The organism is Helicobacter sp. CLO-3 (genome assembly GCF_001854545.1).
GTDB lineage: Bacteria > Campylobacterota > Campylobacteria > Campylobacterales > Helicobacteraceae > Helicobacter_B.
In genome coordinates this window covers 14,996-34,591 of the sequence record NZ_MLQN01000022.1, presented here as the reverse complement: position 1 = coordinate 34,591, position 19,596 = coordinate 14,996, and the positions used below count along the sequence as shown (strand labels likewise).

Annotated in this window: 18 protein-coding genes and 1 pseudogene; 13 read left to right on the top strand and 6 right to left on the bottom strand. The window is 43.1% G+C overall.

Features of this window, described 5'->3' with window-relative positions:
- Positions 1-201 precede the first annotated feature (201 nt).
- From BKN38_RS06845 to BKN38_RS11490, 6 genes and pseudogenes are all read left to right on the top strand, one after another.
- Entirely contained in the window at positions 202-756 is a 555-nt protein-coding gene (locus BKN38_RS06845; protein ID WP_066455542.1) for a hypothetical protein, read from the top strand.
- 75 nt (positions 757-831) lie between these two features.
- Complete coding sequence (locus BKN38_RS06840; RefSeq protein ID WP_066455534.1) at positions 832-1,788, top strand: BspA family leucine-rich repeat surface protein; 957 nt, start codon at positions 832-834, stop codon at positions 1,786-1,788.
- A 367-nt stretch (positions 1,789-2,155) separates the two neighbouring features.
- Positions 2,156-3,484, top strand: a complete 1,329-nt coding sequence (locus BKN38_RS06835) for a BspA family leucine-rich repeat surface protein (protein ID WP_066455532.1) — start codon at positions 2,156-2,158, stop codon at positions 3,482-3,484.
- Between the two features lie 53 nt (positions 3,485-3,537).
- Positions 3,538-5,463 (top strand): BspA family leucine-rich repeat surface protein, encoded by a 1,926-nt coding sequence (locus BKN38_RS06830; RefSeq protein WP_066455530.1) that lies wholly within the window; start codon positions 3,538-3,540, stop codon positions 5,461-5,463.
- Between the two features lie 15 nt (positions 5,464-5,478).
- A pseudogene (locus BKN38_RS11955) lies at positions 5,479-5,586 on the top strand (BspA family leucine-rich repeat surface protein); the annotation flags it as partial.
- Positions 5,584-6,357, top strand: a complete 774-nt coding sequence (locus BKN38_RS11490) for a BspA family leucine-rich repeat surface protein (RefSeq protein WP_082942527.1) — start codon at positions 5,584-5,586, stop codon at positions 6,355-6,357. The pseudogene BKN38_RS11955 and the gene BKN38_RS11490, both read left to right, overlap by 3 nt.
- Before the next feature lie 75 nt (positions 6,358-6,432).
- On the opposite strand, the gene BKN38_RS06820 is transcribed toward BKN38_RS11490, so the two are convergent.
- Together BKN38_RS06820 and BKN38_RS06810 are read right to left on the bottom strand one after the other, a co-directional pair.
- Entirely contained in the window at positions 6,433-7,878 is a 1,446-nt protein-coding gene (locus BKN38_RS06820) for a mannose-1-phosphate guanylyltransferase/mannose-6-phosphate isomerase (RefSeq protein WP_070957749.1), read from the bottom strand.
- Positions 7,879-8,397: 519 nt separating this feature from the next.
- The gene (locus BKN38_RS06810; protein WP_066455524.1) at positions 8,398-9,621 is read right to left on the bottom strand and encodes a hypothetical protein; all 1,224 of its coding nucleotides are present in this window, start codon (positions 9,619-9,621) and stop codon (positions 8,398-8,400) included.
- Between the two features lie 258 nt (positions 9,622-9,879).
- On the opposite strand from BKN38_RS06810, the gene secG reads away from it, so the two are divergent.
- Positions 9,880-10,305, top strand: coding sequence for a preprotein translocase subunit SecG (secG, locus tag BKN38_RS06805; RefSeq protein WP_066455522.1), 426 nt, complete (start codon positions 9,880-9,882; stop codon positions 10,303-10,305).
- A gap of 55 nt (positions 10,306-10,360) precedes the next feature.
- Here secG and BKN38_RS11950 read toward each other — a convergent pair whose 3' ends face one another.
- Positions 10,361-10,495 (bottom strand): hypothetical protein, encoded by a 135-nt coding sequence (locus BKN38_RS11950; RefSeq protein WP_256325558.1) that lies wholly within the window; start codon positions 10,493-10,495, stop codon positions 10,361-10,363.
- 204 nt (positions 10,496-10,699) lie between these two features.
- Here BKN38_RS11950 and frr point away from each other — a divergent pair, with 204 nt between their 5' ends.
- The 4 genes from frr to BKN38_RS06785 all read left to right on the top strand — a co-directional run bounded on the left by frr (position 10,700) and on the right by BKN38_RS06785 (position 13,663).
- Positions 10,700-11,257, top strand: coding sequence for a ribosome recycling factor (frr, locus tag BKN38_RS06800; protein ID WP_066455519.1), 558 nt, complete (start codon positions 10,700-10,702; stop codon positions 11,255-11,257).
- Positions 11,254-11,874, top strand: coding sequence for an orotate phosphoribosyltransferase (gene pyrE, locus BKN38_RS06795; protein WP_066455516.1), 621 nt, complete (start codon positions 11,254-11,256; stop codon positions 11,872-11,874). Before frr ends, pyrE begins: the two co-directional genes overlap by 4 nt.
- 65 nt (positions 11,875-11,939) lie before the next feature.
- The gene (locus BKN38_RS06790) at positions 11,940-12,809 is read left to right on the top strand and encodes an RDD family protein (RefSeq protein WP_066455512.1); all 870 of its coding nucleotides are present in this window, start codon (positions 11,940-11,942) and stop codon (positions 12,807-12,809) included.
- 182 nt (positions 12,810-12,991) lie between these two features.
- A complete protein-coding gene (locus BKN38_RS06785; RefSeq protein WP_066455510.1) occupies positions 12,992-13,663 on the top strand; it encodes a response regulator transcription factor in 672 nt (223 codons plus the stop codon).
- Here the strand turns inward: BKN38_RS06785 and BKN38_RS11945 are convergent.
- Positions 13,646-13,777 (bottom strand): hypothetical protein, encoded by a 132-nt coding sequence (locus tag BKN38_RS11945; RefSeq protein ID WP_256325557.1) that lies wholly within the window; start codon positions 13,775-13,777, stop codon positions 13,646-13,648. The genes BKN38_RS06785 and BKN38_RS11945 overlap by 18 nt on opposite strands.
- Positions 13,778-14,012: 235 nt before the next feature.
- Here BKN38_RS11945 and acnB point away from each other — a divergent pair, with 235 nt between their 5' ends.
- Both acnB and BKN38_RS06775 read left to right on the top strand, forming a co-directional pair.
- Positions 14,013-16,604 (top strand): bifunctional aconitate hydratase 2/2-methylisocitrate dehydratase, encoded by a 2,592-nt coding sequence (gene acnB, locus BKN38_RS06780; RefSeq protein ID WP_066455508.1) that lies wholly within the window; start codon positions 14,013-14,015, stop codon positions 16,602-16,604.
- A gap of 340 nt (positions 16,605-16,944) precedes the next feature.
- Positions 16,945-17,142, top strand: coding sequence for a hypothetical protein (locus BKN38_RS06775; protein ID WP_066455506.1), 198 nt, complete (start codon positions 16,945-16,947; stop codon positions 17,140-17,142).
- Positions 17,143-17,699: 557 nt separating this feature from the next.
- Here the strand turns inward: BKN38_RS06775 and lspA are convergent.
- Positions 17,700-18,161, bottom strand: coding sequence for a signal peptidase II (lspA, locus tag BKN38_RS06770; RefSeq protein WP_066455505.1), 462 nt, complete (start codon positions 18,159-18,161; stop codon positions 17,700-17,702).
- 379 nt (positions 18,162-18,540) lie between these two features.
- On the bottom strand, positions 18,541-19,263 hold the full coding sequence (locus tag BKN38_RS06765) for a BspA family leucine-rich repeat surface protein (protein WP_070957747.1): 723 nt from the start codon (positions 19,261-19,263) through the stop codon (positions 18,541-18,543).
- Positions 19,264-19,596 lie beyond the last annotated feature (333 nt).

Sequence of the window (19,596 nt, the reverse complement as noted above, 5' to 3'; positions counted from 1 at the left end):
CGACGAAGCAATCCAAACAGCGCAAGCCACAAGTGCCGACAATGGATTGCTTCGCTCTCGCTCGCAAAGCGTAGCTTCTTTAGTAATGACGATAAGGCAATATTTTTGGCAAAACGAGCATAGCGAGTTTCTTTAGTAAAACAAGCAAAGCGCTAGCTTCTTTTAGTAAAATGACAATGACAAAACTTACAAGGAGTCAAAATGACAGCGCAGAATCTAAAAAATCCGCAAAACGCGAGCAGTGCGCGGAATCTAAAATTGCCACAAAACGCGAGCGAAGCACAGAATCTAAAAACGCTAAAATCAAAAATGCCAAATCTAAAACAGCTAGCCTTTATTAGCGTAGCGGCGTTTGGGTTGATGTTTAGCGCCTGCTTTGACTCCAAAATCAACGCCAAGCCTAACGCCAGCCCAGATTCCAAACCCAGCGCCAAGCTTAACACCAGCCTAGATTCTAGCAACGCAAACTCGGATTCTAGTTTGGATTCCAACTCGGATTCTAGTTTGGATTCCAGCCCGGATTCTCGTTTGGACTCTATAAACGCCAAAGCACCCACCAGCAAGCCAAAATACAAATACCACCCAAAAACACGCGATGAGCTAGTTAAGATTATCAATAATGAATCTGTGCGATTAGATGAGATTGACACGAGCAAAATTACTGATATGAGCTTTTTATTTACGACAAATAGCGAATGCGAGATTAATGATTTCAATGACGAAGAGCGCAAAAAGTGCAAAAATAATGCGAGATAGCGTTTAGAAAAAATAGAAAAACTCTACATTGAGATACTCGAGCTAGAGCGGGAAATTGGCGATATTAATGCTATTTTGGATAGCGAAAATAGATGCAGAAGCGACTTTCAAAAATATATCGAGCCTGAAATTAAACACCAAATCAAATATTTGGAAGGGTATTTTGATGAGCACTTTGGAAAATATGTCAAAAAAAGAACGCTAGATTCTAAGCAAAAAGCAGAAGTGCGAGAAAAGGTCATAAAAGAAAATCAATCCTGCATACATACGCAAGATAGAGAGTGCTTGAGTAAATTAGACATATTTAAACAACAAAAAGAAATCGCAGAATCCACCTTGCAAGAGCTTCACAAAAATCTCGGATATATTGATTTTTGGGATGTAGGCAATGTAAGGGATATGAGCTATATGTTTGCAGATTATATGACATGGTCTCATCCTATTGAATGGGTTTTAAAAGATAATCTATCGCATTGGAATGTCAGCAAAGTCGAATCTATGCGTGGTATGTTTTATTGGAGCCTTCATTACATAAAAGATAATCTAAAAATAGAGCAATGGGATACTTCGAGTTTGCGCGATATGAGCTATATCTTTTTCCGCACAAGTTTTAGCGAAAATATCAATGATTGGAATGTCAGTAAGGTAGAGAATATGGAAGGCGCATTTATGGAGGCTCTTGATTTTGACCAACCATTGGATAAATGGGATATGCGTAATGTAAAGAGTATCAGCTATATGTTTCATGGCGCAGTGTCCTTTAATCAAAATCTGCAAGCTTGGGATACAAGCAATATCGTGGATATGAGCTATACTTTTGGCGGATTTGGTGGGGCTGATGTGATAACCATATACAATCAGCCCCTAGAATCTTGGGATATCTCTAGTGTGGAGAATATGGAGGGGATGTTTTATTATGCAAAGAACTACGAGCAATCGCTAGATAAATGGGATGTCAGTAAGGTAAAAAATATGGATAGGATGTTTGAGGGCTGGCTAATATCAGCGCCTAAATGGTATAAAAAGCGGTAGAATCTAAATCTGTCGCCGCTGAAAAGCTGTGCTTTGCTAAAGAAGCTTCGCTTTGCTAAAGAAACTCGCCTTGTCGTCATTGCGAGCGGGCTTGCCCGCGAAGCAATCTAAAGAAAACAACGCTTCGCTAAACAAATCTCGCGCTTCTTTCGTCATTGCGAGGAGCGAAGCGACGAAGCAATCCATTTATGCGTAGTTTTTATTTCGCTTTGTGGATTGCTTCGTCAGCCTTTGGCTTCCTCGCAATGACGAAAGAAGCGCCATTTTTTAGTAAAATGACGACGACAAAACTTAAAAAGTGGCAAAACCGCTAGAATCTAAAAGCGGCTTAAAGTATAATGCCAAAGCTAAATCGCAAGGAGTCAAAATGCCAACCCGGAATCTAAAAACGCCAAAAAACACCAGCAAGGCGCAGAATCTAAAAATGCCAAATCTCAAAAAGCTAAATCTAAAACAGCTAGCCTTTATCGGCATAGCTGCGTTTGGCTTGATATTTGGCGCTTGTAATATTTTTTTAAACACAGCAGGCACAAACCCGCTCACTGATAAATCAAAGCACATTTACCACCCGCAGACGCGCGATGAACTCATGAATCTTGTAAGAAATAAAAGCATAAAGCTAGAAACTATTGACACGAGCAAAGTCACTGATATGAGCTTTGTGTTTGCGCTAAGCAGGCGCGAGGATTTTAGCGGGATTGAGACTTGGGATGTGAGTAATGTGACAGATATGCATAAAATGTTTGAAAGCGCAGAATACTTTAATCACCCACTAGAATTTTGGGATGTCAGCAAGGTAACAGATATGAATAATATGTTTTATAGGGCAACATCCTTTAACCAACCGCTAGATAAGTGGAATGTCAGCAATGTAAAAGATATGAGTAGTATGTTTGTAGAAGCAAAATCCTTCAACCAGCCACTAAATTCTTGGAATGTTAGCAAGGTAGAAAATATGAGCTATATGTTTCGTGGCGCAGAATCCTTTAATCAATCCCTTAACTCTTGGAATGTTGGCAATGTCAAAGATATGAGTTATATGTTTTATGAAGCAAAATCTTTCAATCAACTGCTAGAATCTTGGGATGTCAGCAAAGCAGAAAATATGGTTGGGATGTTTCGAGATGCAAAATCCTTTAACCAGCCACTAGATTCTTGGGATGTCTCTAATGTGAATAATATGGAATTTATGTTTTCTGATGCAAAATCTTTTAACCAGCCACTTGATAAATGGAATGTCAGCAAGGTTGCAAATATGCATGGTATGTTTAGCGGAGCAGAATCTTTTAACCAACCGCTAGAATCTTGGGATATGAGTAATGCAAAAGATATGAGCTGTATGTTTTGTTTCGCATACTCTTTTAACCAACCGCTAGAATCTTGGGATATGAGTAATGCAAAAGATATGACATTTATGTTTTCAGAAACAAAATCTTTTAACCAACCGCTGAATAAATGGAATGTAGGCAAGGTTGAAAAAATGCTTGGCATGTTTGGTGAGACAAAGTCTTTTAACCAGCCATTAGATAAGTGGGATGTGAGTAATGTCATAGATATGAGAGAAATGTTTTTGGGCGCAAAATCCTTTAACCAGAATCTCGATTCTTGGAATGTAAATAAAGAGGCAAACACAAATAATATGTTTAAAGACTCGCTGCTAGAATCTAAGCCACCCAAATGGTATAAAAAGCGATAGAATCTAAAAGCGGCTTAAAGTATAATGCCAAAGCTAATTGCTAAGGAGTCAAAATGCCAATCCAGAATCTAAAAATGCCACAAAACGCGAGCGAAGCGCAGAATCTAAAAATACCAAATCCCAAAAAACTAGCCCTTATCAGCATAGCCGCGCTTGGCTTATTATTTAGCGCTTGCGGAAAGCATCATCCGCAAAATCGCGATGAATTAGTGGAGTTATTGAGAGATGAATCTATAAAGCTAAGTTCTATTGATACTAGCAAGATTACAGATATGAGTTTGTTGTTTGCGGATTTTCCTAGAGATAAATGCGATAAATTATCATCGGACAAATACCTTGCGCCATATATACAAAATTGCAAAAATAATGCTGGCAAACGAGAAGATTTTAGCGGGATTGAGACTTGGGATGTGAGTAATGTGAAAGATATGAATAGTATGTTTAGCCACGCAAAATCCTTCAATCAGCCGCTAAATAAGTGGAATGTCAGCAAGGTAGAAAGTATGGATTCTATGTTTTTTGGAGCGCTATCTTTTAATCAGCCTTTGGATAAATGGGATGTCAGCAATGTAAAAAATATGCGTGGCATATTTGCGCAAGCGCAATCTTTCAACCAGCCGCTTGATTCTTGGAATGTCGGCAATGCTACAAATATGAATGCTATGTTTCTTGGCGCGAAATCTTTCAACCAGCCACTAGAATCTTGGAATGTGAGTAATGCTATAGATATGGGCTATATGTTTTATGATGCGCAATCTTTTAACCAGAATCTAAACTCTTGGAATGTCAGCAAGGTGGAAAATATGCGCTATATGTTTGCCAATGCAAAATCCTTCAATCAGCCGCTAAACTCTTGGGATGTCAGCAATGTCGCAGATATGACAGAAATGTTTTCTCGCGCGATATCATTTAACCAGCCGCTTGATTCTTGGGATGTTGGCAAGGTAAAAGATATGAAATCTATGTTTAATTATGCAAAATCTTTCAACCAAAATCTAGATTCTTGGAAGGTAAATAAAGACACAAAGCAAAAAGATATGTTTAATTATGCACTGCAAAAATCTAGCCTGCCTAAGTGGTATGACCCATCCAATGAATCAAAGCATAAATACCACCCACAAAACCGAGATGAATTAGTGGAATTGCTAAAAGATGAAAATATAAAGCTAGAAACCATTGATGTCAGCAAAATCACAGATATGAGCTTTTTGTTTGCGGATATTTACTATGGGTGCGATGAGTTAAGACTTGAGCCATATATCAAAAATTGCCAAAATCCCGCTAACGCGCGAAAAGACTTTAGCGGGCTAGAGACTTGGGATGTGAGTAATGTCCGAGATATGCGAAGTATGTTTTATCGTGCAGAATCCTTTAATTATCCGATAGGCTCTTGGAATGTAAGCAAGGTAGAAATCATGGTTAGCATGTTTGAAGAAGCGCGCACATTTAACCAGCCTTTGGATAAATGGGATGTGGGTAATGTTGTGGATATGCGTGATATGTTTTGCATTGCAAAATCCTTCAACCAACCGCTAGATTCTTGGAATGTCAGCAAGGTGGAAAATATGAAATCTATGTTTTTTAATGCGGTGTCTTTTAACCAACCGCTAAATTCTTGGAATACAGGCAATGTGAGGACTATGCGCCGCATGTTTAATGGTGCAGAATCCTTTAACCAGCCGCTAGATAAGTGGGATGTTAGCAAGGTTACAGATATGAGCCAGATGTTTTATGGCGCAGAATCTTTCAACCAGAATCTAGATTCTTGGAATGTTGGCAGGGTGAAAGATATGGAAGAAATGTTTAATTATGCAATATCGTTTAACCAGCCGCTAAACTCTTGGGATGTGAGTAGGGTTACAAATATGTATAGTATGTTTTATGGTGCAAAATCTTTCAACCAACCGCTAGATAATTGGAATATTAGCAATGCAAGGGAAATAGCTTATATGTTTGCCAAAGCAGAATCTTTCAACTAGCCGCTTGATAAATGGGATGTCGGCAATGTAAACAAGATGTATGGTATGTTTAATGGCGCAAAATCCTTTAACCAGAATCTAGATTCTTGGAAAGTAAATAAAAGGACAGAAACAAGTGGTATGTTTGAAAACTCGCCACTAGAATCTAACCCGCCTAGGTGGCATGACGCGTCTAAGCGGCATGACTCACCTAACAAAACAGGGCATAAATACCGCCCGCAAAATCGCGATGAGCTAGTGAAGCTACTATGGGATGAATCTATAAAGCTAGATTCTATTGATGTTAGCATGGTTACAGATATGAGCTTTTTATTTACAGATGCTTTTAGCGCTGATTGTGATGTATTGGCAGAATACGAAGGCTTTGCGCCATATATACAAAATTGCAAAAATGCCGCTAACGCGCGAAAAGACCTTAGCGGGCTAGAGACTTGGGATGTGAGTAATGTGATAGATATGAGCGGTATGTTTTATGTAGCAGAATCCTTTAACGAGCCTCTAGAATCTTGGAATGTGAGTAATGTGATAGATATGAGCGGTATGTTTTGGGGCGCGACATCTTTTAACCAGCCGCTAAACTCTTGGAATGTCAGCAAGGTAAAAGATATGAAATCTATGTTTGATTATGCAAAATCATTCAACCAACCGCTAGATAAATGGAATGTTGGCAGGGTTACAAATATGAATTTTATGTTTAATGGCGCAGATTTTTTCAATCAAAATCTCAATTCTTGGAAAATAAATAAAGGCGCGAACACAGCATATGTGTTTAATGGCTCGCCACTAGAATCCAAACCGCCGAAATGGTATAAAAATAGCCGAAATCTAAAGGACAGATTGTGGGATGTAACACAAAAAATTCAAGCGCTAGAATCCAAAAAGCAGGGAATTTAAAACTGCCAAAAAACTTTTTTTGTCATTACTAAAGAAGCCGCGCTTCGTCGCTTTGCTCCTCTTTGGATTCTAAAATTATTTCCTTAGATAGTCATCCTCCATGCGCACGATGTCATCCTCGCCTAGATATTCGCCCATCTGCACTTCTATCACCACTAGCGGGATTTTACCCGGATTTTCAAGTCTATGTGCCTGCCCCATGGGGATGTAGGTGGATTGGTTGCTTTGCAGAAATATCTCTTGGTCGCCCACGCGCACGATAGCAGAGCCATTGACGATTATCCAGTGTTCGTTGCGGTGGAAGTGCTTTTGCAGGCTTAGGCGCGCTTTTGGTTTGACGACGATTTGTTTGATTTTGTAGTATTTAGATTCTAGTAGCACGCTGTAGCTTCCCCATGGGCGATATGTCGTGCGGTGCGTGCGCGTAAGCTCTGGGTAGGTCTCGCGCAAAATTGGCAGGATTTCTTTGATTTGCGCGGATTCGCCTTTTTTGCTTATCAAAAGGCAGTCATCGCTATCTATCACGATGAGGTCGTTTATCTCCACGCCAACGACTGGGCGCGATGATAGGATGAAGTTGTTTTTGCTGTTTTTGGCGATGAAGTGGGTGTTTGAGGTGTTGTCTTGCATATCTTTTGGGTATTCTTGGCTTAGCGATTCAAAGCTGCCTACATCACTCCATTTTAGTGCGCTCGCCACACAAGCGATATTATCCACCTTTTCCATAAGTGCATAGTCGATGCTCTCCGCGCGCAGATTCTCGCTAGATTCTCTATCTAGGCGCAGGCATTGTTGATTATCTATAATCACATTATCGCTTTTCTCAAACACCTCCACACATTGCGCGTAAATATCGCTGCAATGCTTTTGCAAGCCTTCAAGCATGGTGCTTGCTTTGAAACAAAACATCCCGCTATTCCAGTAATAATTGCCCGCGTTTAAAAACTCTTGCGCTTTTTTGCTATCTGGCTTTTCGTAAAATCCTAGCACTTTGTGCTTGTCGCTAGAATCTACTTTTATGTATCCATAGCCGGTGTGTGCGGAGCTTGGTGCGATGCCAAAAGTCACTAGATAGCCTTGCTCTGCTAGTTTTATCGCCTCATCTATGCATGCTTGATAATTTTCATGCGCGATGAGATGGTCGCTTGGCAGTGCCAAAATGATTTCATCGCCTCCATCAATTTTATCGCTAGAGGCGCTTTTGCTCGCTTGAAGTGCGGCGAAAGCAAGCGCTGGGGTTGTGTTTTTGCCACAAGATTCTAGGATGAAGCTATCGATTTTTGCGCCTATTTCTTGGGCTTGGTCTTTGGCGATGAAGTAAAGTGATTCGTTGGTGATGACTTGGATTTGGGGCGCGTGGGATTCTAGCAGGGTGGTGTTGCGCTTTAGCGTTTCTTGAAAAAGTGAGAGCGGTGCGCCTTGCGTGCTAGGCAGGATGTGTGCGAACTGCTTTGGCATAAGCTCGCGCGAGATAGGGAAAAGCCGCGTGCCAGAGCCGCCGCACAAAATACTGATAGTCATAAAAGCCTCCGTGGTTTAGGGGTGTTTGTATGGCCTACCTCAAGAAGCAAAATGTCTTTAAAAAGCAAAATGTCTTTCTTTGGTAATCCATTTATTATGGATTGCTTCGTCAGCCTGCGACTTCCTCGCAATGACGAAAAATGCAAGCCTTTTTGTAATTTTGGATTCTGCGTTTTGCTGTAGCCTTACACAAGCGCGCATTATAGCATAAATTAGCAGAATCTATTTGATACACGCGCGCAAAAGTAAAAAATCAAAAGCGAAAAATGTAAAAAATAAAAACTAAAATTTTGGTGGATTGCAAAAATAAAAAGCAACAAAAAGCAAAAATCAAGAAGCTTCATAAAGCTGGCAAAAAGCCAGAATCCAAACGAGAATCTAAAAAGCGTAGAATCCTAAAGAATCTAGTGGAGAAAATCTCAAGCAAAAAGCCAAAGTGGAGAAAATCCAAAATAAGAAAACCTAGAATCCAAAAGTGGATTCTAGGTTTAAGGCCAAAAGCGCCTAGCTTAGCGTTGGCTAGTAAGAGAATTTAGCAAATGCTTTTAGCGAGTTGCCACTTACATTATCTGTCCCACCGCCAAAATCACCTTTGATATACGCATATCCTACGCCTAGGCTAAGCTTCATATTTTTTTGCTGCCATACAGGGAAGTTTGACATGATAGAGTATTCGTTGTATGTCCCAAAGCTCACCATTCCATCGACGCGCACCCATTTCATATCTAGCCCGCCAAAGACATAGCCATAGAGTGAAGTCCCTGCAAAATATGGCGCAAAGCCGCTTAGCGGACCTGACATGCCACTAGCAAACATTCTTCCATAGAATTTAGAAGAATCGCTTAGTGCATATATCGTGCTTTTTTCATTGCCGGGTATTCCCACTATACCAGCACCAAACATCAAGAAATTTTGGTATCGGAATGTCTGATCAGCCCAGAGCAAAATCGAGCTTGCAGAGTCATTTGCTGCCAAAGTTGGCAAATCCCAATATTGATACATGGCTTGGAATATGGTAGTGGATTTAAACTTGGAAATATCAAAGCTAATGCCAGCTTTTAGCCCACCTTGTAGCAAGATAGACTTTGTGCCCGCTGCATTGGTATTAAACAGCACATAAGGCTTTAGCCAGAAATTGTTGTAGGCAAAATCCACACCACCAGCGATGATTTCACCGCCTACCATAGAGTTTTTCTTGCCGCCTGTTGTGTTGTAGCTTGTTAGGCTAGTAAGGTCTGCTGCGATTCTGTCGCCTTGGATGTAGTTGTGTTGTTTGCCATTGTAAAGATAGGAGTTGGCATAGGTTAGCCAATAAATCATTTTAGATTCATAAGTAGTGAAGCGGATAGACGCGCCTTGCACATTGCCTTGTAGCCAGTCGAAGTTGGTAAAGCCATTTTTGAAGCGTCCAGCATAGAATTCGATTAGCTTGTTTTTGTATCCTATGTATGCTTCTGATGCATCACCTGCGCTTGCGTATGGCGAGCTAATATTGTTTGTCTGCTCCCATGGAGTCCATGCACCGATAGCGCCAAGCCCCCATCTTAAGCCATTTGTCAAAGAAAAATCCGCTCCAGCATTTGCTAGCACGCCGCCATAGCTTTGTTTTGAGTTGGTAAAATCTAGTGACGCGATGCCACCTAGCTTACCATAAGGGTTTACATTGATCTCTACTGCATTTGCAGAGGAGATAAGCCCTAGTCCTAGCAGTGCTACGCTACTTAGTTTTGTCAAAGTCTTCATCGAGTTCCTTTTATGTGGTTTGTAGGGCGCATTGTAGCCAAGCAAACTTAAAGCTACCTTGTCAAAATGGTTTATTTTGGTGATTTTGTGATTTATGCGGGTGTTGGGGCGCGGATTGTTTAGATTTGTTACGATTGAGATTTTTTGCGCGGATTTGTTTTGTGGATTTTGGTAGCATTTATTTTTGTCAGCTTAAATTGCAGTTTCTCAAAAATATGGTAAAATCCTAAGTTTATTTTATGAAATCTAGGAGATGCGATGAGCACACTTTTTGTTGTTATCGAGATTATTTTGGCGATTGCTATTGTGGGCGTGGTGCTGCTTCAAAAATCCAGCAGCATGGGGCTTGGCGTGTATAGCGGGAGCAATGAATCGCTTTTTGGCGCGAAGGGTCCGGCGGGATTTTTGGCGAAATTTACGATGTTTTTGGCGCTGGTGTTTTTGGCAAATACGATATTTCTAGGCTATCAGTTTAATACCAAGCAGCAAAAAAGCGTATTTGACAGCCAAGCGATAGAGGGCAGCACGCAAAGCGGCGCGCCGCTAAATCGCCCGCTAAACGCACCGCTAGGCGCACCGGCTGGCACTGCTGGCGTGCCAAACTGGAATCTAAATAGCGCGCCAGCAGATTCTGCGCCTGCAAATAGCGGGGCAAGCACTGCGCCGGTGGATTCTGCAAAATAAAGCGATGCGCGCGCATAATGAGGAAAGCGCGCTAGAATCTAGAATCTATCAGAATCTACAAAGCGCAGAATCTGGCAGAATCTAAAAGTTGGAATCCAAACGCGCGGATTCTAAAGATTTCGCAAAAGATTCCATAAAGGGCGGGTTCTTTAGATTCTGCGACTTGGATTCTAAGATTTTGGGATTCCAAGATTCTTAAGCCCCCAAGATTCTAGGGGTTTTAGGCAGAATCTAGATTTGCTACGATTTGCGCTTATTAAAGATTTGGGAGTGCGTCAAAGATTTAGCTAGAATTTTGGCTAGAATCTAGATTCTAGTATTTGCGCCAGCCACGCACAAACAAACGCAAATAGGCACAAACAAGCACGACACGACACCAGACAAAAGGAAAACAATGACACAAGAAATACTCACAAACACCAAAGCACACATGGAAAAATCTATCGATGCGCTCAAACGCGATTTTGGCACGATACGAAGCGGCAAAGTCTCGCTCTCCGTGCTAGATCACATCCGCGTAAGCTACTACGACACGCCAACCCCGCTAAACCAAATCGGCTCTGTGATAGCCCAAGATGCGACAACCATCGTCATCACGCCTTGGGAAAAGGGACTCATCAAAGATGTCGAGCGCGCGATACAAGAGGCAAATATCGGAGTAAATCCAAATTCTGATAGCGAATGCGTGAAGCTATTTTTCCCGCCGATGACGCAAGACCAGCGCAAAGAAAGCGCCAAAGAAGCAAAGGCGATGGGCGAGAAGGCAAAAGTCGCGATACGAAACATCCGCCAAGACGCCAACAACCACATAAAACGCCTCGAAAAAGACAAAGAAATCACCGAAGACATCAGCAAAAAATCCCAAGATGACATCCAAAAGCTGACTGATGAATTTACCAAAAAAATCGATGAAATGGTGCGCCACAAAGAAGAAGAGGTGATGAAAGTATGAGCCAGCTAGATATCAAAAAAATCTATGAGGACGCGCACGCGCTTTTAAAAGGGCATTTTCTGCTAAGCAGCGGCAACCACTCTGACCACTATCTGCAATCTGCCAAAGTCCTAGAAAACCCGCGCACGGCGCAGATTCTAGGAGAAGCGCTGGCTATGCAGATAAAAGAAGCTGGGCTAGAGGTGCAATGCGTCTGCTCGCCAGCACTTGGCGGGATTCTCGCGGGGTATGAGCTAGCGCGTGCGCTTGGCGTGCGATTTATATTTACCGAGCGCGTGGATGGCGAGATGCAGCTTAGGCGCGGATTTGGCGTGAAAGAGGGTGAGAAAATAATCGTGTGCGAGGATATCATAACTACAGGCGGCTCAGCACTAGAATCTGCAAGATGTGTGGAGTTTGCCGGTGGTGATGTGGTGGCTTATGCAGGGCTTGCCAATCGAGGATTTTGCGCGCGCGTGGGCTCTAGCGTGTCGCGCAAGGCAGAATGCAGACTGCCGGATAATCTGCCGCTTTTTGCGCTTGAGGATTTTATCTTTGCGATGTATGAGCCAAGCGAATGCCCGCTTTGCGCACAAAATCACTCAAAAGCGATAAAACCGGGCTCTAGAGGGAATTAACGAGGAAACTAGAAGTTTGCACCCTAAATTTGCGCCTGCCAAAAAGCAGAATCTAAAAGCATAAAGTGAAGCCAAAAATGCGTGATAAATCAAGCAAAAATACTTCAAATACTACCAATGCCAAAGACGCCACAAGAGACGCTAGAGCGCCAAAATGGCGCAAACTAAAGCAAAATATCACGCACAAATCAGATTCTAGCGCAAAAAGCACAAATGCCAAAAAAAGCGCAAAAAGCACAGAATCTAAAAATAGAGAATCCAAAAATCTAGAATCCACCAGCGCACAAACCGCGCTAAATCCGCGTCAAAATCCGCGCGATATGAGTTTTTTGGCGTGGTGCAAATATGTGTGGAAAGTCGAGTTTATCACGCGGCGTATCAAGGCTTTTATTACCGATCTTTTTATGATTTACACGCCTATTTTATACATCGCCACTTATGTGGTGCTGGGCGGCGCGCAGAATTTTCGCGAGAATCAGGCGGCGATTTTTGTGTGTATTATGATTTATGCGGTGGTGTGCGCGGTGTTTATCGCGGTGTCTGGGCAGACGCCCGGGCTGCGATTTGTCGGGCTAAAGCTTGTGAAAAATAGCCAAAATGTAGAATCTAAAAGCGCAGAATCTAAAAATATAGAATCCAAAAATCTAGATTCTAGCCCCAGCGCGCCAGCGCACGCAGAATCTAGCGCCAAAAGCGATGATGTAAAAAACAGCGCAGAATCTAGCACCACAAATGACAAAAACAGCGACAAAGTCGGATTCTGGCGTGCGTGGCTACGCGTGATGATGTGGGTGGCTAGCACGGGGCTAGTGGTGGGGCTTGTAAGTGTGTTTTTCAGTCGCAATCATCGCTTTTTGCATGATTTTGTAGCAGATACAAAAATGTGCGATGTTTCGCATTTGCAGGCACCGCGCCCGCGCCCGCCACAAAGGTAGCCAAAAAGATAAGCAAAACTAGATTCTGCCAAAAATGCAAAATCTATAAAAACGCAGAATCTACAAAAGCCCAAGAATCCGCCAAGGGTTAGTTTGCGAAAAGTTTGGATTCTAGCAGAATCTAGATTCTACTTTAAACCTAGATTCTATACCAACAATACAACCAAAACAGAGGAGCAAAAGTGATTTATGTGCTAGAAGATGATAGCAGTATTTTGGAGCTCGTGCTATACGCGCTCTCCTCGCAGAAAATGGAGGCGCAAGGCTTTGACAATGCCAGAGATTTTGATAAGGCGATGAGCCAAAAGCTGCCTTCCCTCATCGTGCTAGATATCATGCTGCCTAATGAAAATGGGCTAAGCATCCTAAAGCGCCTCAAAGAAAAATCCAAAACAAGAAACATCCCCATCATCATCCTAAGCGCGCTTGGCAGCGAGTATGACAAGATAAAGGGACTTGATTTTGGCGCGGATGATTATCTCTCAAAGCCCTTTAGCGCGCTAGAGCTGCTAGCCAGAATCCGCGCGCTGCTTAGGCGCTGCGATAGCCTAGATTTTGGTGATTTGGTGCTAGGCGAGCTTACGCTTTCGCCAAAGCGGCATATGATAACGCTTCAAGGCAAAGAGATAAAACTCACGCTAAAAGAGTTTGAGCTGCTCGCGTTTTTGATGAAAAATCCGGATAGGACTTTTAGCCGCGAGGAGCTGCTAGAAATCGTGTGGGGCTATGAGTATAGCAGCGAGACGCGCACCATAGATATGCATATAAATACGCTTAGAAACAAGCTAGAATCTTTTGGCGCGCGCATAGAGACGGTGCGCGGTGTAGGCTATAAGCTAAACGCGCATATATAGCGTAGAATCCGCGCTAGAATCTAGCCAAAATGCGCGCGGAATCTGCTTGAATCCTAGCCACAAAATCGCGCTAGAATCCGCCAGAATCGCGCGCAAATTTAGCCAAAACGCCACACAAACCACGCCAAATCACCACATAAACACCTGCCAAAATATCAAAAAGCATCAAAAATGCAAAAAGTTAAGAAATAATTAAACTTATGATAGCCTAAGATTTGCTATACTAAGCACTTCAAACCAAGCCGCATTTAGATTCTGGTAGCTTTAGTTTATCGGGATTTGGGCGCGTTTGGATAGCGTATAGCGTAAGGAAGAGCATCAAGAAAGCATAGCCAAAAGGAGAGTTACCATGCAAACACAGACTTTTATCACAAACTACAAAAACGCCAAGCAAGAGCGCGCGAATGAGGGCATCCCACCGCTTGCGCTAAACAAAAGCGCGGTAGAGGAAGTCGTCCAAATACTGCTAGATTCTGCTAGCTCAAAAGAGGAGAAAGAGTTTGCCAAAGATTTGCTTATCAATCGCGTAAGCCCCGGCGTGGATGATGGCGCAAAAGTCAAGGCGGAGTTTTTGGGTGCTATCGTGGATGGCAGCAAAAAATGCGATCTCATAAGCCCCGAGCTTGCTATCGAGCTTCTAGGCACGATGCTTGGCGGGTATAATGTCCCCTATCTCATCAAAGCATTAGAATCTAGCAATGAAAGCGTGGCAAAAATCGCCGCAGAGGGGCTAAAAAACACGCTTTTGGTGTATGGCGATTTTGACACTATCGCCAATATGAGTAAAGGCAGCGGCAAATCCGCCACGCTTGCCAAAGAGATAGTAGAATCTTGGGCGAATGCAGAGTGGTTTGAGCGCAAAAAGGCATTGCCACAAGAAATCAAACTAGCGGTTTTAAAAATCGATGGCGAGACAAACACCGATGATTTAAGCCCAGCAAGCGATGCTTTCACCAGAAGCGACATACCACTGCATGCAAAAGCCATGCTAAAATCTCGCGTAGAAAACTATGAAGCGCGTCTAGAAAATATCAAAAAAATCGCCAAAGACAATGACGCCACCGTGGTTTATGTCGGCGATGTTGTAGGGACAGGGAGTAGTAGAAAATCCGCGTGCAACTCTATCGTATGGCATTTTGGCGATGAGATCCCCTATGTGCCAAACAAAAAAAGCGGCGGCTTTGTCATCGGCGGGATCATTGCGCCTATATTTTTCGCGACATGCGAGGATAGCGGCTGTCTGCCGGTTATCGCCAATGTAGATGAGCTAAAAGAAGGCGATATCATCACGCTAAAGCCTTATGATGGCGAGATAGTCAAAAATGGTGCGGTGGTGAGTAAATTTAGCCTCACGCCAAATACGATTTTTGATGAGATTCGCGCGGGCGGGCGGATACCGCTTATCATCGGGCGCGGGCTTACCAACAAAGCGCGCAAATTCCTAGGACTCGGAGAATCTGAACTATTTGCCAAACCACAACAACCAGCACCCAGCAACAAAGGCTACACCCTAGCGCAAAAAATGGTAGGGCGCGCATGTGGCAAAGAGGGCGTGAGGGCTGGCGAATACTGCGAGCCAATAGCCACCACCGTGGGTAGCCAAGACACCACCGGCGCTATGACTCGCGATGAGGTAAAAGAGCTAGCAAGCCTTAGTTATAGCGCTGATTTTGTGATGCAAAGCTTCTGCCACACAGCAGCCTATCCAAAGCCAGCGGATGTTAGCCTGCAAGCGACGCTGCCAGATTTTATGACAAGTCGCGGCGGCGTGGCACTGCGCCCAAAAGATGGCGTCATCCACTCTTGGCTAAATAGATTCTGCCTCCCAGACACCGTAGGCACGGGCGGCGACTCACATACGCGCTTCCCTATAGGCATCAGCTTCCCAGCGGGGAGCGGGCTTGTGGCGTTTGCAGCGGTGACTGGAAGCATGCCGCTAAATATGCCAGAATCTGTGCTTGTGCGCTTCAAAGGCAAGATGAATCCGGGCATCACGCTAAGAGATCTCGTAAATGCGATCCCCTACTATGCGATAAAAAAGGGCTTGCTCACCGTGCCAAAACAAAACAAGAAAAATATCTTTAGCGGCAAGATTCTAGAAATCGAGGGGCTGGAAGATATCAAAGTCGAGCAGGCGTTTGAGCTATCTGATGCGAGCGCGGAGCGAAGTGCTGCGGCTTGCACCATAGCGCTAAACAAAGAGCCAATCATCGAATACCTAGAATCCAATATCACGCTAATCGAGGCGATGATAAAAGATGGCTATCAAAGCGCCACTACCTTGAAACGCCGCGCAGAAAAAATGCGTGAGTGGATAAACAAGCCAGAGCTTTTGCGCGCGGACAAAGATGCAGAATATGCAGCGGTGATAGAAATCGATCTAGCCGAGATAAAAGAGCCGATTTTGGCTTGCCCGAATGATCCGGATGATGTCGCGACTTTGAGCGAGATTTTGGCAGATCCTAAGCGACCAAAGCATATCGATGAGGTGTTTATCGGTAGCTGTATGACAAATATCGGGCATTTTAGAGCGTTTGGCGAGATCATGAAAAACGAAGGGCAAAGTGCGACGCGCACATGGCTAGTGCCACCTACCAAAATGGATGCCAAAGAGCTTAGCGATGAGGGGTATTTCAGCCTATTTGGTGCGGCGGGTGCGCGTATAGAGGTGCCCGGATGCAGCCTCTGTATGGGCAACCAAGCGCGCGTGCGCGATAATGCGGTGGTGTTTTCTACCTCGACTAGAAACTTCGATAACCGCATGGGTAAAGGCGCGCAAGTGTATCTAGGAAGCGCGGAGCTGGGCGCTGTGTGTGCGAAGCTCGGGCGATTGCCAAGTGTGGAGGAATATCTGCAAATCGTCCCACAAAAGCTGGGTGATAATGCTGCAAAAGTGTATCGCTACCTAGAGTTTGATAAAATCAAGGATTTTGCGCTGTAGATTTTGACTCTGCGGATTTTGGCGCTACAGATATTTTGTGTCGCAAATATTTTGTGTCGCAAATATTTAACACCTTAGATTCTGGTGCTTGGATGTTTTGCGCTAGATTGGTGGCTTTGTGTAGGCTTTGTGGCGGGCGGATTCTCGCTTACAAGGCCACCCAAGCTAGAATCCAAATCTTTATCTTGCTTCAATCTTTGACCTGCCTCAAATCTTCATTTCGCCTCAAATCTTTGTTTGGCTTATCTTTTATTTGCTACTTTTATTTTGGCGTTTTGCAATGTTTTGCTACAATCTCACATAGTTTGATTGCCTAAAAACTTGTCAAAAAAGGAAAACGATGAAAACTGATTTTCACAAATACTCAAATTTAAAAGTAAAAATCGCAGAAAACGCAAACGAGCCGGAATATTACACGCTAGAGAACTGCCCAGCAATAAAGAAAATTGAGGAGTGGGAAAAACAGCACCCGCAAGAAGTGGCAGAAATAGATAGGGAGCTAGAATCAGAAATGCAAAGCTATCAAAAAGAAAAGTAACTTTGTGAGCGAAAAGTAATTTTTGAAAAAGTAATTTTGATAAAAAAGTGGATAGAATCTAATATGAGACTCGGCGATGGTTGGGAGCGGCACACTCCCCAACACTCCCTCACATAAAGTGGGGCAGCCGCGCTGGCACCTCAAAGGATGCTTTCATCGCCTAGTCGAGTGAAATACTACACCAAAAGCCAAAATAAGTCAAGCAAAATCTCTAGCCAAACAAGTGGCGGGGTTTGCCAAAACAAGTCAAGCGAGAATCTTTAGCCCAACAAGATTTAGATTCTCCAGCAAACAAGCCGACAAAATAAGTCAAGCATCCCAGATTCTAGTCAAAATATTTTGACTAGCGAATCGCAGAATCCAGTATCGCAAAACGCAATATTGCAGAATCCAATATCACAAAATCCAATGCAAAATCTAGCATTATAAAATCCAATTTATCAAAAATCTAGCATTACAAAATCCAATATGCAAAATCCAACATTATAGAATCTAAAACGCAAAATCAAGTCTGCCTGCGATTTTCTCCACCCACGACTTTATTTTGCACTATATTTTCACTCACACACCGCGCGCCTTTGTCGCCGCTCGTGGATGAGCCATGCTATGATAAGGCACGCCACGCCAATATCTATCATCACATCAGCAAAGTTGAAAATCGCAAAATCAAACCAATAATGCCAATACACATAATCAACCACCCCGCCATGCACGAAGCGATCGATGACATTGGAAATCCCCCCGCCAATCATCAAGCCAAAGCCCAGCCAATACCGCGCAAAAATCTCGCGCTGCGTGAAAATATAGCCCACAATCAGCGCGATGAAGCCAATCTGCAGCCACTTGAGATAGCCCTGCAAAAACGCCAGCATCGAAAACGCCACGCCATCATTATACACTAGCACGATGGATAGCGCCTCGCTATGCCAGCGGAATCCGCCAAGGATTATGGATTTGATAAGCTGGTCTAGCGCGATGACGGCGATAACTAGCAAAAGCCAAAATATTTTTTGTCGCATGGATTCTCCTTGTTTTGGGTGTCGCGTTTGTTGATGTTTGTTCGTGTTGGTTGATGTTTGTTCGTGTTGGTTGGTGCTTGCCTGTGTTTGCTTTTTGCCCATGTTTGTTGATGTTTATTTGTGCCTGTTTGTGTTTTGTGCTTGCTGTGGATTATGATTTTGATATTTTAATATATTTTTATATCGATTGATGCAAGAGCTTAAAAAATCGCAAGCTTGAAATTTGTGGGCTTTAATTTTAGATTTGGATTTTGGATTCTGATTTTTGCCCGGATTTTGACTTGGATTTTAGATATCTGCAAGCCAAAGCTCGCATTTAGATTCTGCTAGATTTTACCAGAATCTAAAATCTAGCCACACTTTGCCACTTTATCCTGCATTAGCGCTTTTTATACCACTTCGGCGGTTTAGATTCTAGCGGCGAGTTTTTAAACATATCTTCTTGCTTTGCATCTTTATTTATTTGCCAAGAATTTAGATTCTGCTTGAAAGATTTCGCACCGGCAAACATACCTCGCATATCCATAACATTACTAACATTCCACTTATCTAGCGGTTGGTTGAAAGATTCTGCACCAGCAAATATACTACTCATATTTCTCACCTTGCTAACATCCCAAGAATCTAGTGGTTGGTTGAAAGATTTTGCACCCCAAAACATACCACCCATATCTGTAACGCTACTTACATCCCAAGAATCCAGTGGTTGATTAAAGGATTCTGCTTCATAAAACATACCACCCATATCTGTAACGCTACTTACATCCCAAGATTCTAGTGGCTGGTTGAAGGATTTTGCACCCCAAAACATACTCTCCATATTTGTAACATTGCTGACATCCCAAGTCTCAATCCCGCCAAAATCCTTGCGCTCGCTATCTTCAAACAAAGAGTCCATATCTGTGATTTTGCTGGTATCTATCGTGTCTAGTTTGATGTTTTCATTGCGCAGTAGTTCTACGAGCTCATCGTATGTCTGCGGGTGGTAAATGTGCTTTGATGTGTCGGTCAAAGGGTTGGTGTTTGCTAGGCAGATATTTAAGCCAAGCGCAGCTATGCTGATAAAGGCTAGGTTTTTTAGATTCTGATTTATGTGTTTCATTTTTGGCTCCTTTTAAGTTTTGTCATCGTCATTTTACTAAAAGAAGCTAGCACTTTGCTTGTTTTGCCAAAAATATTGCCTTATCGTCATTGCGAGGAGCGGAAGCGACGAAGCAATCCACAAAAACTACAAAATCTGCTTAAATGGATTGCTTCGCCGACAAGTCGGCTCGCAATGACGAGGGAGGTTTTTGGCAAAGCGCTAGCTTCTTTAGTAATCTATAAAAATGCAAGTGGATTGCTTCGCTAACGCTCGCAATGACGAAAGAAGGGCGAGAGTTATTTGGCAAGGCACAGCTTTTTTAGCAACGACAAATTTAGATTCTAGCGCTTT

Bases quoted from the DNA above. Each gene is read 5' to 3' on its own strand.
- BKN38_RS06845 (WP_066455542.1), top strand. From the start codon at position 202: ATGACAGCGCAGAATCTAAAAAATCCGCAAAACGCGAGCAGTGCGCGG.
- lspA (WP_066455505.1), bottom strand. From the start codon at position 18,161: ATGCGACAAAAAATATTTTGGCTTTTGCTAGTTATCGCCGTCATCGCG.
- BKN38_RS11490 (WP_082942527.1), top strand. From the start codon at position 5,584: ATGTTTGAAAACTCGCCACTAGAATCTAACCCGCCTAGGTGGCATGAC.
- BKN38_RS06830 (WP_066455530.1), top strand. From the start codon at position 3,538: ATGCCAATCCAGAATCTAAAAATGCCACAAAACGCGAGCGAAGCGCAG.
- pyrE (WP_066455516.1), top strand. From the start codon at position 11,254: ATGAGCCAGCTAGATATCAAAAAAATCTATGAGGACGCGCACGCGCTT.
- BKN38_RS06835 (WP_066455532.1), top strand. From the start codon at position 2,156: ATGCCAACCCGGAATCTAAAAACGCCAAAAAACACCAGCAAGGCGCAG.
- BKN38_RS06765 (WP_070957747.1), bottom strand. From the start codon at position 19,263: ATGAAACACATAAATCAGAATCTAAAAAACCTAGCCTTTATCAGCATA.
- BKN38_RS06820 (WP_070957749.1), bottom strand. From the start codon at position 7,878: ATGACTATCAGTATTTTGTGCGGCGGCTCTGGCACGCGGCTTTTCCCT.
- BKN38_RS06810 (WP_066455524.1), bottom strand. From the start codon at position 9,621: ATGAAGACTTTGACAAAACTAAGTAGCGTAGCACTGCTAGGACTAGGG.
- acnB (WP_066455508.1), top strand. From the start codon at position 14,013: ATGCAAACACAGACTTTTATCACAAACTACAAAAACGCCAAGCAAGAG.
- frr (WP_066455519.1), top strand. From the start codon at position 10,700: ATGACACAAGAAATACTCACAAACACCAAAGCACACATGGAAAAATCT.
- BKN38_RS06775 (WP_066455506.1), top strand. From the start codon at position 16,945: ATGAAAACTGATTTTCACAAATACTCAAATTTAAAAGTAAAAATCGCA.
- secG (WP_066455522.1), top strand. From the start codon at position 9,880: ATGAGCACACTTTTTGTTGTTATCGAGATTATTTTGGCGATTGCTATT.